11 protein-coding genes are annotated in these 15,851 nt (G+C 52.2%); all 11 read left to right on the plus strand.

The genetic code is table 11. The features are described from left to right. The first annotated feature begins 206 nt into the window (after positions 1-206). Positions 207-2,150 carry a stage V sporulation protein D gene (locus ACFVVF_RS23290; RefSeq protein ID WP_387814771.1) on the plus strand — a complete coding sequence of 648 codons (1,944 nt, stop codon included), beginning with the start codon at positions 207-209 and terminating at the stop codon, positions 2,148-2,150. 42 nt (positions 2,151-2,192) lie between these two features. Next, on the plus strand, positions 2,193-3,680 hold the full coding sequence (locus tag ACFVVF_RS23295) for a UDP-N-acetylmuramoyl-L-alanyl-D-glutamate--2,6-diaminopimelate ligase (RefSeq protein WP_387814773.1): 1,488 nt from the start codon (positions 2,193-2,195) through the stop codon (positions 3,678-3,680). Beyond that, on the plus strand, positions 3,677-5,077 hold the full coding sequence (locus tag ACFVVF_RS23300) for a UDP-N-acetylmuramoyl-tripeptide--D-alanyl-D-alanine ligase (protein ID WP_387814775.1): 1,401 nt from the start codon (positions 3,677-3,679) through the stop codon (positions 5,075-5,077). Before ACFVVF_RS23295 ends, ACFVVF_RS23300 begins: the two co-directional genes overlap by 4 nt. A 4-nt stretch (positions 5,078-5,081) precedes the next feature. Continuing rightward, on the plus strand, positions 5,082-6,044 hold the full coding sequence (gene mraY, locus ACFVVF_RS23305) for a phospho-N-acetylmuramoyl-pentapeptide-transferase (protein ID WP_387814777.1): 963 nt from the start codon (positions 5,082-5,084) through the stop codon (positions 6,042-6,044). Between the two features lie 153 nt (positions 6,045-6,197). After that, positions 6,198-7,628 carry a UDP-N-acetylmuramoyl-L-alanine--D-glutamate ligase gene (murD, locus tag ACFVVF_RS23310; RefSeq protein WP_387815080.1) on the plus strand — a complete coding sequence of 477 codons (1,431 nt, stop codon included), beginning with the start codon at positions 6,198-6,200 and terminating at the stop codon, positions 7,626-7,628. A gap of 46 nt (positions 7,629-7,674) precedes the next feature. Then, a complete protein-coding gene (gene spoVE / locus ACFVVF_RS23315; protein ID WP_387814779.1) occupies positions 7,675-8,772 on the plus strand; it encodes a stage V sporulation protein E in 1,098 nt (365 codons plus the stop codon). 463 nt (positions 8,773-9,235) lie between these two features. Beyond that, positions 9,236-10,141, plus strand: a complete 906-nt coding sequence (murB, locus tag ACFVVF_RS23320) for a UDP-N-acetylmuramate dehydrogenase (RefSeq protein WP_387814781.1) — start codon at positions 9,236-9,238, stop codon at positions 10,139-10,141. A 15-nt stretch (positions 10,142-10,156) separates the two neighbouring features. Further along, a complete protein-coding gene (murA, locus tag ACFVVF_RS23325; protein ID WP_387814783.1) occupies positions 10,157-11,434 on the plus strand; it encodes a UDP-N-acetylglucosamine 1-carboxyvinyltransferase in 1,278 nt (425 codons plus the stop codon). 74 nt (positions 11,435-11,508) lie between these two features. Beyond that, positions 11,509-12,264 carry a cell division protein FtsQ/DivIB gene (locus ACFVVF_RS23330; RefSeq protein WP_387814785.1) on the plus strand — a complete coding sequence of 252 codons (756 nt, stop codon included), beginning with the start codon at positions 11,509-11,511 and terminating at the stop codon, positions 12,262-12,264. A gap of 241 nt (positions 12,265-12,505) precedes the next feature. Beyond that, the gene (gene ftsA, locus ACFVVF_RS23335) at positions 12,506-13,747 is read left to right on the plus strand and encodes a cell division protein FtsA (protein WP_387814787.1); all 1,242 of its coding nucleotides are present in this window, start codon (positions 12,506-12,508) and stop codon (positions 13,745-13,747) included. 15 nt (positions 13,748-13,762) lie between these two features. Beyond that, a complete protein-coding gene (gene ftsZ / locus ACFVVF_RS23340; protein WP_387815081.1) occupies positions 13,763-14,890 on the plus strand; it encodes a cell division protein FtsZ in 1,128 nt (375 codons plus the stop codon). The last annotated feature ends 961 nt before the right edge of the window (positions 14,891-15,851 follow it).

Here is a 15,851-nt window from a genome sequence, read left to right on the forward strand (position 1 = left end):
CGAAGCGAAAGCCGAGTCCGCTCTGACTTTTCGCAGGTTCACTCCATCAATCGCAGCAGCGATTGCATGGAACCAAGAACGGCAGAACGGGCCGGCATTCGCGCAGCGCCGATAAAGCTTGTTCTATTGCACCCTTGTCCCGAATAGTTTGGGAGTGAGCGCCAGTGCGCGCTCTGCGACAATAAGTCCGAGGAGTGGATAGATCGATGAAAGTTTCGAATGTCACATTGCGACGTCGTCTTTTTGCAGTGCTGATCGTTGGGATTATTGCTTTCGCAGCGCTTGTGCTGCGGTTGGCATATGTACAGTTGTGGGAAGGGGAGCAGCTTGCTTCCAAAGCGGAAAATTCCTGGCGGCGGGACATTCCTTATATGGCTAAGCGGGGCGAGATTTGGGACCGGAACGGCACGAAGCTGGCGTATAACGTCAGTTCGCCTACCGTATGGGCTATTCCCGTGCAGATCAAAGACAAGCCTGCGGCGGCAAAGACGCTCGCTCCATTTCTGGATATGACGGAGGATGACCTCTTAAAGCTGCTGAACAAGAAAAAAACGATGCTCGTCCAACTAAAGCCCGGCGGCCGGAAAATGACGCTGGAGAAAGCGCAGCAGGTGCGCGAACTGGCGATTCCGGGCATCGTTGTGGCTGAGGACAACAAACGCTTTTACCCGTTTGGAGACTTGGCTGCGCATGTCCTTGGCTTTACCGGTATTGACAATCAGGGGCTTACGGGCGTAGAACTGAAATATAACGATATGCTGACGGGCATCAAAGGGAATGTGTCTTTCTTGTCCGACGCGAAGGGCCGTCAAATGCCGAACTCTTCGGATACATATGTTGAGCCGAAACAAGGGCTGACGATGCAGCTGACGATAGACAAGCAAATTCAGTCGGTCATGGAGCGTGAACTGGATCAGGCGATGGCGCAGCTGCAGGCGGACAATATCATTGCCATAGCAATGGACCCGAACAACGGCGAGGTGCTCGGTATGGCAAGCCGTCCGACTTTTGAGCCGGATAAATACAATGAGGTGCCGGCGGAAGTATACAACCGGAATTTGCCGATTTGGATGACTTACGAGCCCGGTTCGACTTTCAAAATTATTACATTAGCCGCAGCTATTGAAGAGAACAAAGTCGATTTGAAAAATGAAAGATTTTTCGATCCAGGCGCGATAGAGGTGGGCGGCGCGAGATTGCGGTGCTGGAAAAAAGGCGGCCACGGCAGCCAAACCTTCCTTGAGGTTGTGGAAAATTCTTGCAATCCGGGCTTCGTAACGCTGGGGCAAAGGCTTGGCAAAGACAAGCTTTTCAATTATATTAAAAACTTCGGATTCGGTACAAAAACCGGCATCGATATTAATGGCGAAGAGAACGGCATTATGTTCAAAATGAATCAAGTTGGTCCGGTCGAGCTGGCAACTACAGCTTTCGGGCAAGGCGTATCGGTTACACCGATTCAGCAGATTACCGCGGTGTCGGCAGCGGTCAACGGCGGCACGCTTTATAAGCCGCATGTGACGAAGGGCTGGATCAACCCCGAAACGGGGGCGGTCGTCGAGCGAACCGAGCCGGAGGCGGTGCGTACGGTCATTTCGGAGGAGACATCCAAGCTAGTCCGGGAGGCGCTGGAGAGCGTTGTAGCCAAAGGCACCGGGCGCAATGCGTTTATTGACGGCTACCGCGTCGGTGGCAAAACCGGTACGGCGCAAAAAGTCGTCAACGGCCGCTATTCGCCGAATGAGCACATCGTGTCGTTCATCGGCTTCGCGCCGGCGGATGACCCGCAAATCGTCGTCTATGTTGCCGTCGACAATCCGCAGGGCATTCAATTCGGCGGGGTCGTTGCGGCGCCGATCGTTCGCAACATTATGGAGGACGCGCTGACGATTCTTCAAGTGCCTGCCAGAGACAAGCAAATTACCCGTAATTATAAGCCGGGCGAGACGCCGGTTGTAACCGTGCCGAATCTCGTTGGCAAGACCGTCTCGGATATCTATGAAGATATGAATATGAATTTCAATCTGACGTCCGCAGGGTCCGGCAATACCGTCATCCGTCAGGCACCGGCCGCGGGAGCGCGTGTAGACCGCGGCTCGACGATACGGATTTATTTGGGCGATGAGGATGATATATCCCATTCCCATTGACTATAATGGTAGTTGAAGCAATATGACTAGGAGGCATGCAGCATGCTATTGAGTGAATTGGCTGAACTTCTCATAACGTCCCGGCTTGTTGGCGCCGGAGACACCGAAATATCGGGATTGGAGACAAATTCCCGCAGCGTCCAGAAGGGCGACTTGTTTATTTGCCTGCCCGGCCATACGGTCGACGGGCACGATTATGCACCTCAGGCTTTCGAAAGCGGGGCTGCTGCTTTCGTCACCGAGCGCAAGCTTGATATCGATGCGCCTCAGCTGATCGTCAAGGACAGCCGGGTTGCGATGGCCGTTCTGGCTGATCATTTCTACGGCCATCCCAGCCGTTCGCTTAGCTTGATTGGCGTTACAGGTACGAATGGCAAGACGACGACAACTTATTTGATCGAACAAATATTGAATGACAATGGCAAAAGCGCAGGCGTTATCGGTACGGTAGAAATGCGATATGCGGGCAAGTCGATCCCAATGTCGGGCACGACGCCTGAAGCGCTGCAGCTGCAGCGCTATTTGGCGGATATGCGCGACGCGGGGACGACCCATAGCGCGATCGAGGTATCCTCTCATGCGCTGGATCAAGGGCGGGTAAAGGGCTGCCGGTTCCGTACAGCCGTCTTTACGAACCTGACGCAGGATCATCTTGACTATCATGGCACGATGGAAAAATATGCAGCGGCCAAAGGACTTTTTTTCTCACGGCTGGGCAATGAATATCCGGCGCGGGAGCAGGACCGCTCCTTCGCAGTTCTCAACGTTGACGATGCGGCCTCCAATGAATTTATTAAAATGACAGCAGCCGAGGTCATCACTTACGGTATCGATAATGATGCAGATGTGCGTGCCTCCGGCATTTCTATTACAGCGCAGGGAACCTCATTCCATGTGAGCACCTTCCGCGGCGATGCGGATATTACGCTGCAGATGGTCGGCAAGTTCAACGTCTACAACGCGCTGGCTGCCATTTCTGCCGCTTTAATAGAAGGTGTGCCTCTGGAGCAGGTGAAGACGAGTCTTGAAGCTGTTCCTGGCGTGCCAGGGCGGGTAGAATCGGTGCAAGCGGGTCAAAGCTTTGCCGTTATCGTCGATTATGCCCATACGCCCGACGGCTTGGAAAACGTACTGCGGGCAGTAAAGGAGCTTGCTCCGCCGCGCATCATCTGCGTGTTCGGCTGCGGCGGAGACCGCGATAAGACCAAGCGTCCGCTTATGGGGTCGATTGCTGCCAAATATGCTGATTATGTTCTCGTTACTTCTGATAATCCGCGAACTGAGGATCCTGCACTTATACTTAAAGATATTGAAGCGGCCCTCATTGCCGACAAAGTGGCACCAGACCGTTATGAGCTGCAGGTCGACCGCCGCGCGGCAATTGAAAAAGCGGTTGAAATGGCAAGCCCCGGCGATGTAGTATTGATTGCGGGGAAAGGTCATGAAACGTATCAAATCATCGGAAGCGTAACACATGATTTCGACGATCGTCTCGTGGCGAAAGAAGCGATAAGGGGATTACTACATTGATTAATCGAAATTTGGAGCAAATAGCCGGCATGTGCGGTGCCAAATGGAATAAGAAGGATGCCGACGTCCGTATTGCAGGCGTTGGGACCGATTCGCGGCGTGTTCAAGCTGGACAGCTGTTCATTCCGCTCGTTGGCGATAATTTTGACGGCCATCAATTTGTGGAGCAGGCGTTGAAAGACGGAGCTGCAGCTGCAATGTGGCAATCGGGGCGCGAGGTGCCGGAGGCTTTAGCCGACGCTCCGCTGCTTAAAGTGCGGGATACGCTCAAGGCGCTGCAGCAGCTTGCCTCCTCTTACCGGGAAGAGCTGTACGTGCGGGTAATCGGCATTACCGGAAGCAATGGCAAAACGACGACGAAGGATATGGTAGCTGCCGCACTTGGCACGTCATATCGCGTTCATAAGACAGAAGGCAATCTGAACAATCATATCGGCTTGCCGCTGACTGTACTTCAATTGGATGAAGAGACGGATTGCGCCGTTCTGGAGATGGGAATGAGCGGATTCGGCGAAATTGAGCTGCTGACGAACATTGCCCGTCCAGATATTGCAATCATTACGAATATTGGCGATGCCCATCTGCTTCAGCTTGGCTCCCGCGAAGGAATCGCAAAAGCGAAGCTGGAAATTGTGCAGGGGCTGCAATCACGCGGCCTGCTGCTGTACAACGGCGACGAGCCGCTCCTTAAGGCAGAGCTTGCAACGATGGAGCTTCCTGAAGGGCTTGAGCTGCAAACTTTCGGGCTGGAGGACACAAATGACTGGTCGGCTGCGAATATTGATATAGGTGCCGTATCGTCCTCCTTTACGGTCATTCGTCAAGGGGAAGCTTCCGATGCGCCATATGCAATTCCGGTGCCGGGCCAGCATAATGTGAGCAATGCGCTTGCTGCGATTGCAATTGGACGCCGTCTTGGCGTATCTAGCGAGCAGCTTCGTACCGGCTTGGCCGGGCTTGCGCTGACCGGGATGCGCATTCAGCCGGTTCGAGCGTATAATGGGGCGATGATTCTCAATGACGCCTACAATGCGAATCCGACGGCCGTACGGGCCGCTATCGATCTGGTAGAGAAGCTGGAAGGCTTCCGGAAGAAATGGATCGTGCTCGGCGATATGCTGGAGCTGGGTCCGGAGGAGGAGTCGCTTCATTACGAGGCAGGCGCTTATGTTACACCGGAGAAGGCGGATGCGGTGCTGACGCTCGGCAAGCTGTCGGAGCGGACGGCAGAGGGAGCGAAAGCGGCTCTCGGAGCCGATTCTGTCGCTCATTTTGCGGATAAAGATGAACTTGCACAGTGGCTGAAGGCTCGGCTGGAACCTGGCGATCTGGTGCTCGTCAAAGGGTCCAGGGGCATGAGAATGGAACAAATCGTTCAAACTTTGGAAGTGGGGTGAGGAAATGGATATGATGGTCATTTTATTTTCATTAGGCGCATCATTTCTGCTAGCGTTACTGCTCGGACCATTATTCATTCCTCTGCTCAGACGGATGAAGTTCGGACAGCAAATCAGGACGGATGGCCCGCAAAGCCATTTGAAAAAAAGCGGAACGCCTACGATGGGCGGCATTATCATTATGCTGGCGCTGCTCATTTCTTTTCTGAAATTTTCGGATAAGACACCTGAGTTTTGGGTGCTTCTGACAGCCTCCATCGGCTTTGGACTTGTTGGTTTTCTAGACGATTATATTAAAATCGTATTTAAACGGTCGCTTGGACTGACGGCCCGTCAAAAGCTGTTCGGCCAGCTGCTATTCTCCATCATCGTATGCGCGCAATTGTACAATATGAATCATAGCACGGTCGTATCCGTACCATTGACTGGCTGGGGCTTTGACATGGGCTGGTTCTATTATCCTTTCGTCGTTATCATCATGTTTGCCGCGAGCAACGCGGTCAACTTTACCGACGGGCTGGACGGCCTGCTGTCGGGGACGAGCGCTATCGCCTTTGGCGCATTTACGCTAGTTGCGCTTCAGGCTTCGGCGCATGAATCGGCGATTTTCTCCGCAGCGATGATCGGAGCAGTGCTCGGCTTCCTCGTCTTCAACGCCCATCCGGCGAAGGTGTTTATGGGGGATGCAGGGTCGCTTGGTATCGGCGGTGGCATCGCGGCGGTTGCCATTCTGGCCAAGGCGGAGCTGCTGCTCATCGTCATAGGCGGCGTGTTCGTACTGGAGATGCTGTCTGTCATCCTGCAAGTCGGCTCATTCAAGCTTCGCGGCAAGCGTATTTTCAAAATGAGTCCGATTCATCATCATTTCGAGCTGTCGGGCTGGTCCGAGTGGCGGGTTGTCTCTGTTTTTTGGACCGTTGGACTTTTATTCGCCCTTGTGGGACTGGCGCTCGCACGCGTATTCTAGCAGCAGCATCACACAAATATGCAGGACAACAAAATGCGAACATACATTTTGTTGTCCTTAATGCTTTTTATTAGGTATCATCTATATATAAATATGCAGAGGACAAAGCCATGCATTTTAGCTTTTCTACATACAAAAAGGAGCTGCTGAATGATGAACCATCCGGAATCTTACCGGGGCCGCAAGGTGGTCGTACTGGGCCTAGCCAGAAGCGGCGTTAGTGTGGCAAAGGTATTCCATGCCCTCGGAGCGGACGTTGTTGTCAACGATAAAAAAGAACGTGAATTATGCCCCGAAGCGGATGAACTGACTGCTTTGGGCATTTCTGTGCTATGCGGATATCACCCGGACGATCTTGTCACGGAGCAAACGGCGCTGCTTGTCAAAAATCCGGGCATCCCTTATACCGCTGACCCGATCCGCCGCGCGGAGGAGCTTGGCGTAGAAGTCGTAACCGAGGTAGAGGTCGCCTATTGGCTGTCGCCTGCGCCGATTATCGGCATTACCGGCTCTAACGGCAAGACGACGACGACAACCTGGATCGGCGAACTGCTTAAAGCGGCGGGCAAAAACCCGATCATCGCCGGCAACATCGGTACACCGCTTTGTGAAGCGGCCCTCGTTGCAAGCGCCGATGACTGGATTGTCGCCGAGCTTAGCAGCTTTCAATTGAAAGGGACTGGCGCTTTCCGTCCGAAGGTGGCGCTGCTGCTCAATATCGCAGAAACCCATCTGGACTATCACGGCGGCATGGAAGACTACGTCGCATCGAAGGAAAAGCTGTTTGCCAATCAGAGCAGCGATGACGTTGCTGTGCTGAACTGGGATGATCCCGTGTGCCGCGGAATTGCTGCTCGCGTGAAGGGCCGTGTATTGCCGTTCTCGTTATATGAGAAGCTCGAGCAAGGCGTTTGCGTAGAGCCGCCATTTACGAAAGATGCAGACGCAGAGAACGATGCTGTAGCTAGAGAAATCGTATGGCGACGTGAGGATGGCGCGGAGACGGTTATTTTGCCAGTGGATGAGCTTGGCATACCGGGCCGTCACAACGCGGCTAACGCTTTAGCTGCGATTGCTGCGTGTCTAAGCGCAGGCGCAGACCCGCAAGCGCTTGCTGCCGCCCTGCGCGGCTTCAGGGGCGTAGAACACCGCCTGGAGTACGCTGCCGAGGTGAACGGCGTGAAATACTATAACGACTCCAAAGCGACGAATCCGATCGCAACCACGATGTCCGTTGGCTCGCTCAGCGCGCCAATTGTGCTCATCGCGGGAGGACTTGACCGCGGCTCCGATTATATGGAGCTGCTGCCGCTGTTTCGCGACCGGCTGAAGGGTCTGGTCGTGCTTGGCGAGACGAGAGCGAAGCTAGCCGCTGTAGCAGAGCTCGCGGGTTTAGCGAGTGTCCGAATGGTCGAACCTGTAGAGGACGCCGAGTCCACACTGCGGGAAGCTGTGCGGCAAGCAGCTCTGCTTGCCGAGCCAGGTGATATCGTATTGCTGTCGCCTGCATGCGCAAGCTGGGATATGTTTGAATCCTATGAGCAGCGCGGGCGCATTTTTAAAGATTCGGCGCATACCTTGTAAGTAGGGGGCTCGTCCCTACTTACGCAAGCTAAGAGGTGTGTTGAATATGGCCAAAGGCAGGTCCGCCCCGGACATCTGGATGATAATCTCGATTGCGCTCATTCTCTCCATTGGATTGGTGATTGTATACAGCGCGAGCGCCGTCCTCGCTTTCCATGAGTTCGGCGATAAGTTCTACTATGTGAAGCGTCAGTTTATCTTTGCTCTATTAGGCATTGGTGCTTTGATCTTTACGATGAATGCGAATTATCAAATTTGGAAAAAGTGGGGCAAACTCGCGCTGATCGTCTGCTTCGTGCTGCTTGTCATCGTACTTATACCCGGAATTGGCGTCGTACGCGGCGGAGCGCGAAGCTGGCTCGGCATCAGCTCCTTCGGCATTCAGCCTTCGGAATTTATGAAGCTCGCGATGGTGCTGTTTCTGGCCAAATGGCTGGCGGAGAAGCAGCAGACGATTACGCTGTTCACGAGAGGACTGCTTCCGCCGCTTGGTTTGATGGGACTAGCCTTCGGGCTAATCATGCTGCAGCCGGATCTCGGCTCGGGAGCCGTTATGGTTGGCGCTTCGCTGCTGCTCATCTTTACGGCAGGGGCTAGAATCAGCCATTTGGGTTCACTTGCGCTGATTGGTGTCGTTGGCCTTGTTGGCCTCATTATTGCCGAGCCTTACCGGCTTGACCGGATTACCGGCTTTTTGGACCCGTGGTCGGACCCGCTCGGCAAAGGCTATCAAATTATTCAATCCTTATATGCAATCGGCCCGGGAGGACTGGTAGGACTGGGGCTTGGCATGAGCCGGCAGAAGTTCAGCTATCTCCCGGAGCCGCAAACTGACTTTATTTTCTCCATTCTCTCAGAGGAGCTTGGTTTTATCGGCGGTGCGGCGTTAATTACGCTGTTCGCTATTCTTGTATGGCGGGGCATCCGGACAGCAATCGCTGCGCCGGATACGTTCGGAAGCTTGCTGGCGGTCGGCATTACCGGCATCGTCGGTGTACAGGTACTGATCAATATCGGCGTTGTTATTGGCGCGATGCCTGTAACGGGCATTACGCTTCCATTAGTGAGCTACGGCGGCTCATCGCTGACGCTGCTTCTGACGGCGCTAGGCATTTTGCTCAATATTTCACGCTACTCCAGATGAAGCAATACGAAGCAATACACATCCATGGTCGACATAAGCTTCAATGCCAGATAAAATGGTAGAGTCTTGTTTATGCTTTATTCGATACGGACCCGCGCCGATTCGCCGCCCTTGGGCGGCAGCGTGTCCGGTTTGGGCGTTCATGACGCCCATTTTGTGTTTGTAACCGCAGACACATCCATACGCATAGCCGCAGCTTCATGCTGCTGAAACTTATAGAGCCAATTATATCGGCCATGCCAGAAAGATTAATGAAATGAAAGACCGCTTTCCGCAAGGGGAGCGAAGGGATGGGCTGCTGTCACACTCGGGCTGCGCTGGGCATAGGATACTCTATAAATCGTGACCATCACCCGTTCGGGCCCGGTTACTGTATACGCAGCCCGTATTCAGCGGCATTCACGCCGCAGAAGCGGCAGCGAAATCCATCCTTCATCAAGGAAGCATAAGGAGGTACGACCCCATGAAAACATTTATAGCCGAGCTGGAAAAAGCCGGTTTAGGCCAACTGCTATTCGATGAGCCGCTGGCCAAACATACAACGTGGAAAATCGGCGGTCCCGCCGATCTGATGCTGATCCCGGCAGGAAAAGACGAACTCGTGTCGGCCATCCGCTTGCTTCATAAGCATGGCATTCCGTGGACCTCTTTAGGCCGCGGCTCCAACATGCTGGTGAGCGACAAAGGAATTCGCGGCGTTGTCATTAAACCCCGCGACGGACTCGATTATGTGCGCTTTGACGGAAATCTTGTTCATGCTGGAGCAGGTTATTCCTTTATTAAGCTTGCCGTAATGGCCAGCAAGGAAGGGCTTAGCGGACTGGAATTTGCAGGGGGCATTCCCGGCACGGTAGGCGGAGCCGTCTACATGAACGCAGGCGCGCACGGATCCGATGTATCACGTATTTTTAGATCAGCTGAAGTAGTAACGGAAACAGGTGAAGTTATTCGTTACGAACGCGAGGAAATGCAGTTTGCCTACCGTCACTCCATTCTTCATGAGAAGAAAGGGCTGGTTCTTGAAGCGGCCTTTGAGCTTGCCCCAGGCGACCGGCTGGCAATTTCTGCAGCGCTGGCAGAGCACAAGGAAAGACGGCTGCGTACACAGCCTCTGCAATTGCCTTGCTGCGGCAGCGTTTTCCGCAATCCGACTGGCGATCATGCCGCTAGATTAATTGAAGCGGCCGGATTGAAAGGGGCTCGTTTTGGGGGAGCGGAAGTTTCGGAGCTGCATTCGAATTTCATCATCAATACCGGGCAAGCGACAGCTGAAGATGTTCTCACCCTCATGTCACATATCCAAGTAACGATTCAGGACCGGTACGGCGTTTCGTTAATACCGGAAGTATTGGTGGTGGGTGAGCGGTAATTCGGAGGTGATACATTGGACAAATTGGTGATTGAAGGCGGGAAACCACTCTCAGGATCCATTGTTATCCAAGGAGCGAAAAATGCCGCTTTGCCGATATTGGCAGCCAGTCTGCTGGCGGATGGCACAACGACGATTGATCATGTGCCTAAGCTGCTGGATATCGAGGTCATGCTTAACATTTTGCGCGAATTAGGATGCCGCGCCGAGCATAGTGGGGATACGGTCGTATTGGATACGGAAGCCGCTCATACCTCTCATGTGCCGGAGTCGTTAATGGGACAGATGCGATCTTCTATTTTTTTAATGGGTCCATTGCTGGCAAGATTCGGAGAAGTTCAGGTATATCAACCCGGCGGCTGCGCAATTGGCGAACGAAAAATCGATCTTCATTTGCAAGGGCTTGAGGCGCTTGGCGCTGAGATTGAGGAATTGGGCAATCGAATTATTTGCAGAGCGGATAAACTGTACGGCGCTGACATTCATTTGAGCTTCCCGAGCGTGGGTGCGACGGAGAACATTATGATGGCTGCCGTGCTGGCTGAAGGAAGGACGACGATCAGCAACGCTGCGAGAGAGCCGGAAATTCAAGATTTGCAGCGTTTTCTGAACACGATGGGCGCGAAAATTATCGGGGCCGGCACAGATACGATTACGATCGAAGGGGTACAGTCGCTTAAGCCATGCAGGTATAAGGTTATTCCCGATCGAATCGTTGCCGGTACGATCATGGTGGCCGCAGCGGCTACACGCGGTCAGGTAACGCTGCAAAACACGAATCCGGCGCATTTGACTTCTTTAATTCATGTGCTTCGGCGCGCAGGTGTTCAAATTGTCGTAGACGGTGATATAATTAAAGTAGGCAGTGCGTCAAGACCGAAAGCGGTCGAACGGATTGTTACCTCTCCGTATCCTGCATTTCCGACCGATCTTCAGTCTCAGGTCATGGTGCTCTTGACTCTTGCCGACGGCGTCAGCATCCTGAAGGAAACGATCTTTGAGGGCCGGCTGAAGCATGTCGACGAATTGAACCGGATGGGCGCTGATATTCGGGTGGATCTCAACGCAGCGATTATTCGCGGAGTTCCCCGGTTGTACGGTGCCACCGTCGAAGCGACGGACTTGAGAGCGGGAGCTGCGCTTGTCATCGCAGGATTGGCTGCGAACGGCAAGACGGTTGTGGAGCAGATTCATCATATCGACCGCGGCTACGATCGTATTGAGTCTATGTTATCCCGGCTTGGAGCAAGAATTACCCGGAATTCCCCGGTACCTAACAATCTTACGAACTAGTTTTCGAAATGATCATATACCGGATCCCGCCAAGCTGGGGGACCGGATGTTTTTATGGAAAGAAGGGACAAGCTGTGAGTGTTCAGATGCCTGTGCTGAAACAACCGGAACGCCCGAAAAAAGGCAGCCGAAAGCTGCTGTCTGTTCTTTTATTGCTTTTTGTGGTCATCTTGGCCGTCTTGTTCTTCAATTCTTCGATTAGCAAAATTTCATCGATTGAAGTTGCCGGGGCACAATATGCAACCATTGCTGAAGTCGAGCAAGCTGCTGATATTGAAGTGGGCGAAGCTTTTTTCGGCGTTTCGAAGGAAAGAATTGAAAACCGGGTTCGCGCTTTGAAGCCGATTGATGAAGTAACTGTGGAGAAGCGTTTTCCAGGTGCTGTGAAAATCTTGGTGAAAGAGCATCCGGTAGTCGCGTTCGAAATCGGCACGGAAGGAAATATGACCGCGATTATGTCCAATGGTACGAGCGTAACGGCAATCAGCAATGATGTGCTGCTGGACAAGCCTGTGCTGTCGGGTTGGGCGAAGGACGATCCGTTCCGTATGGATCTGACTAAGCAGCTGGGCAAAATTTCGGCCAAGCAGCTTTCCGATTTATCCGAAATTATTCCGTACCCGTCCAAGGCGTATCCCGACCGGATCAAAATTTATACGAGAACCAAATTTGAGGTCGTGACATCGATTTCTGTTCTGGAAAGCAAAATCGAGGCACTGAATGCAGTCATTGAGACGCAGGAGCCAGGCAAGATCACGATGCTTTTGGCGGACACATATGTTCCGTTTGATGGAAACTCTACTGAAAATATGGAAACAGATCAAAAATAGACTACTCAATAGCTTCAAAGAATGGTAGAATTTTAGTTGTCAATCATTTTAATGACAGACTTGACACCAATGGGATCGAGGAGCGCTATGAATGCGCTTTTCGGGCATTAAAATAAGAGTTATGAAAATTTTGTTGAAAAAAGAGGGAAAATATCAACTACGTTGAATATGTAGAAAGACGTTTAGGCTAGGCCATCTATTTGAGGCTAAATTTTATTTGTTGAAACGGAGGTGCCGCGGGTTGAGCAGCAACGACATCATCGTCAGTTTGGACATCGGTACATCCAAAGTTCGTGCTATTATTGGCGAGATTAACAATGGAGCCATTAATATTATTGGAGTTGGATCTGCCGACTCGGAGGGTATTCGCAAAGGAGCAATTGTAGATATTGACCAGACCGTTCAATCGATACGCAATGCCGTAGAGCATGCGGAGCGAATGGTAGGCATTCAAATATCAGACGTTTATGTCGGCATTCAAGGCAATCATATTGGCCTGCAGACAAATCGTGGCGTCGTTGCCGTATCCAATGAGGATCGCGAAATAGGCGAAGAAGATATCGAACGCGTCGTTCAGGCAGCTAAAGTGGTCGCGTTGCCACCTGAGCGAGAGATTATTAATTTGGTTCCGAAGCAATTTTTGGTCGACGGACTTGAAGGCATTTCTGATCCGCGCGGCATGATCGGCGTACGTCTGGAAGTGGAAGCGACCGTTGTAACCGGTGCGAAAACGGCCATACATAATTTAATGAGATGCGTGGAAAAGGCCGGTCTGCGGATTAAAAACGTCATTCTTATGTCGCTTGCGTCGGGTGTCATGTCGCTGACGAAGGACGAGAAGACGATCGGTACAGTATTGACTGATATCGGTGCAGGATCGACGACGATTACGATCTATGAGCAGGGCGGACTTGCGGCCACTGCTACGCTGCCGATTGGCGGCGAATATGTGACGAACGACATTGCTTACGGTTTGCGTACGCAAACCGATCAAGCGGAGAAGATCAAACTGAAATACGGCTGTGCATTTGTGAGCGATTCCGCTGAGGACGTGAAGTTCAAAGTGACGCGCATGGGCAGCAACCTGGAGAAGGAATTTTCCCAGGTCGATTTGGCGAGCATTATTGAACCGCGCATGCAGGAGATTTTCCAGCTGGTACGGCAGGAAGTTGTCCGTCTTGGCTATGGCGATAAAGTGAACGGCTATGTGCTGACAGGCGGCTCGGTATCGATGCCAGGCACGCTTGCGCTGGCACAAGCTGAATTGGAGTCTACCGTTCGCATCGCGTTGCCGGATTATATTGGCGTTCGCGACCCGGCTTTCAGCAGCGGGGTAGGTATGATTCAATACGTCTCGAAATATATGGGAGCACGTGGATCAAGTACAGTGAAGAAAACGACTAAAAGCAAGACGGGTTCCACCGCTTCATCCAAACCCGGTATGTTCGAACGGATAAAAAGCATGTTTAACGAATTTATTTGATCGGGGGAAATGATGATGTTGGAGTTCGATTTGGATTTGGAGCAGCTTGCCCAAATCAAAGTAATAGGTGTTGGCGGCGGCGGAAGCAATGCCGTAAATCGAATGATCGAGAACGGCGTCAAGGGCGTCGAATTTATAACGGTTAATACGGATGCTCAAGCGCTGAATCTGGCAAAATCGGAGCATAAGCTGCAAATCGGCGATAAGCTGACTCGCGGCTTGGGCGCTGGCGCAAATCCGGAGGTTGGCAAGAAAGCGGCTGAAGAATCCCGTGAGCTTGTCATCAGCCAGCTGAAGGGCTCGGATATGGTATTCGTAACAGCTGGTATGGGCGGCGGCACCGGTACAGGCGCTGCGCCTGTTATCGCGGAAATCGCCCGCGAATGCGGCGCTTTGACCGTTGGTGTCGTGACTCGTCCGTTCACCTTCGAAGGCCGCAAGCGTTCCGCTCAAGCGGAGCTCGGCATTGAAGCGTTGAAGGAAAAAGTCGACACGCTGATCGTTATACCGAATGACCGCTTGCTTGAAATCGTCGATAAGAAAACCCCGATGCTGGAAGCATTCCGCGAAGCGGATAACGTGCTTCGTCAAGCCGTACAGGGTATTTCTGACTTGATTCAAGTTCCTGGTCTGATCAACCTCGACTTTGCCGATGTGAAAACAATCATGACGGAGCGCGGCTCCGCCCTGATGGGTATCGGTATCGCAACTGGTGAGAACCGCGCAGCGGAAGCGGCGAAAAAAGCGATTATGAGCCCGCTCCTGGAAACATCCATCGATGGCGCACGCGGCGTCATTATGAATATTACAGGCGGCAGCAACTTGTCCCTGTACGAAGTCAATGAAGCGGCTGAGATCGTTATTTCGGCTTCCGATCCGGAAGTAAATATGATCTTCGGTGCGATCATTGACGAAGAGCTGAAGGATGAGATTAAAGTAACGGTTATCGCTACCGGCTTTGAACATAAGCCATCGGCGGCAGTACGCCGTGCAGCTTCTCCGCAAGCGGAGCCTGAATCGCGTCAGGCAAGCTCGCAGCCTTCGACTTCTGCGAACAACGTAAAGCCGTTTGGCTCGAACACTTCGAGCGATCAGCTTGAAATTCCTGCCTTCTTGCGCAATCGCCCTCGCAACGACCGCTAGGCGGCGAATAGGAGCTGTCTCAGCTTGAATACACTATGAATTAGACGTCTCGCCATCCATTGGGTGGAAGGCGTCTTTTTTGTTTTTCATCGTTAGCTAGCTGGGCAAGCAGCCTCGCCATTGACACTTGGTCAACATAAAGCGTTGCCATCGAGCCTTGGATGAACATAAATTTCGCTAATAACTGCCGAATTTTCTTTATTCATGTGCCAGACAACTCCAATTAGCTCGATTCCGCCGAATAAGTACATCCCTATTAAGAAATAGAGTTCCTCCAGTATGAACTTTCTTACCTTATGACTCACAAATCTAGCTTTTGAGCCGAAGATAAAGAAAAAACTTCGCGTATAGCGAAATTATGTACCGGTTAGACCTCCTCGTAAGTTACCTCGCAATTCCGAGCCGTTAGAAGCAACATTAACAAGGCAACTGAGCATATCAACCTGTGCGGCTTTGTGCGCGAGGATACAGTGGAACATGGCCTATCAGGTTATACAGCTTTGCATACCTCCGGTTAGTGTAACTCAGCGCAGCGGCTTGTGTACTGCGAGTCACCAAGCAGTGGAATAAGCGCATCAGTTTGTCCATATTGCGTCACCAGGCAGGGATATATAGTTCGCTGTATTGCGAGTCACCAAGCAGCGGACTGATGGCTGCAGTTTGCGCTGCATTGCACAAGACTAGCAGTCATTTTGAGATACACTGCGCTTTCTCACATTCTTCGTTCAATCTTCCCTCTCCCAATCGACATAACACGCATCGTCTCTCCGTCTAAGTTCGGCAATAACGCGCCCCTTCCTGGCGTCGATTACCATTCTGCACGAATCTGCAGAAGTGCTCCAAGCGGGCATACCGCTATTATTTTCGCAGCCTTTCACTATTTCACGGAAGGTATCTCATCTCTTATCGATTAGGAAACTGTCGGATCAGAGTAGAGACGATGATGCTGACGATGTTAATC

This window comes from Paenibacillus sp. NPDC058174, assembly GCF_042883865.1.
In the GTDB taxonomy this organism is placed as follows: Bacteria; Bacillota; Bacilli; order Paenibacillales; family Paenibacillaceae; genus Pristimantibacillus.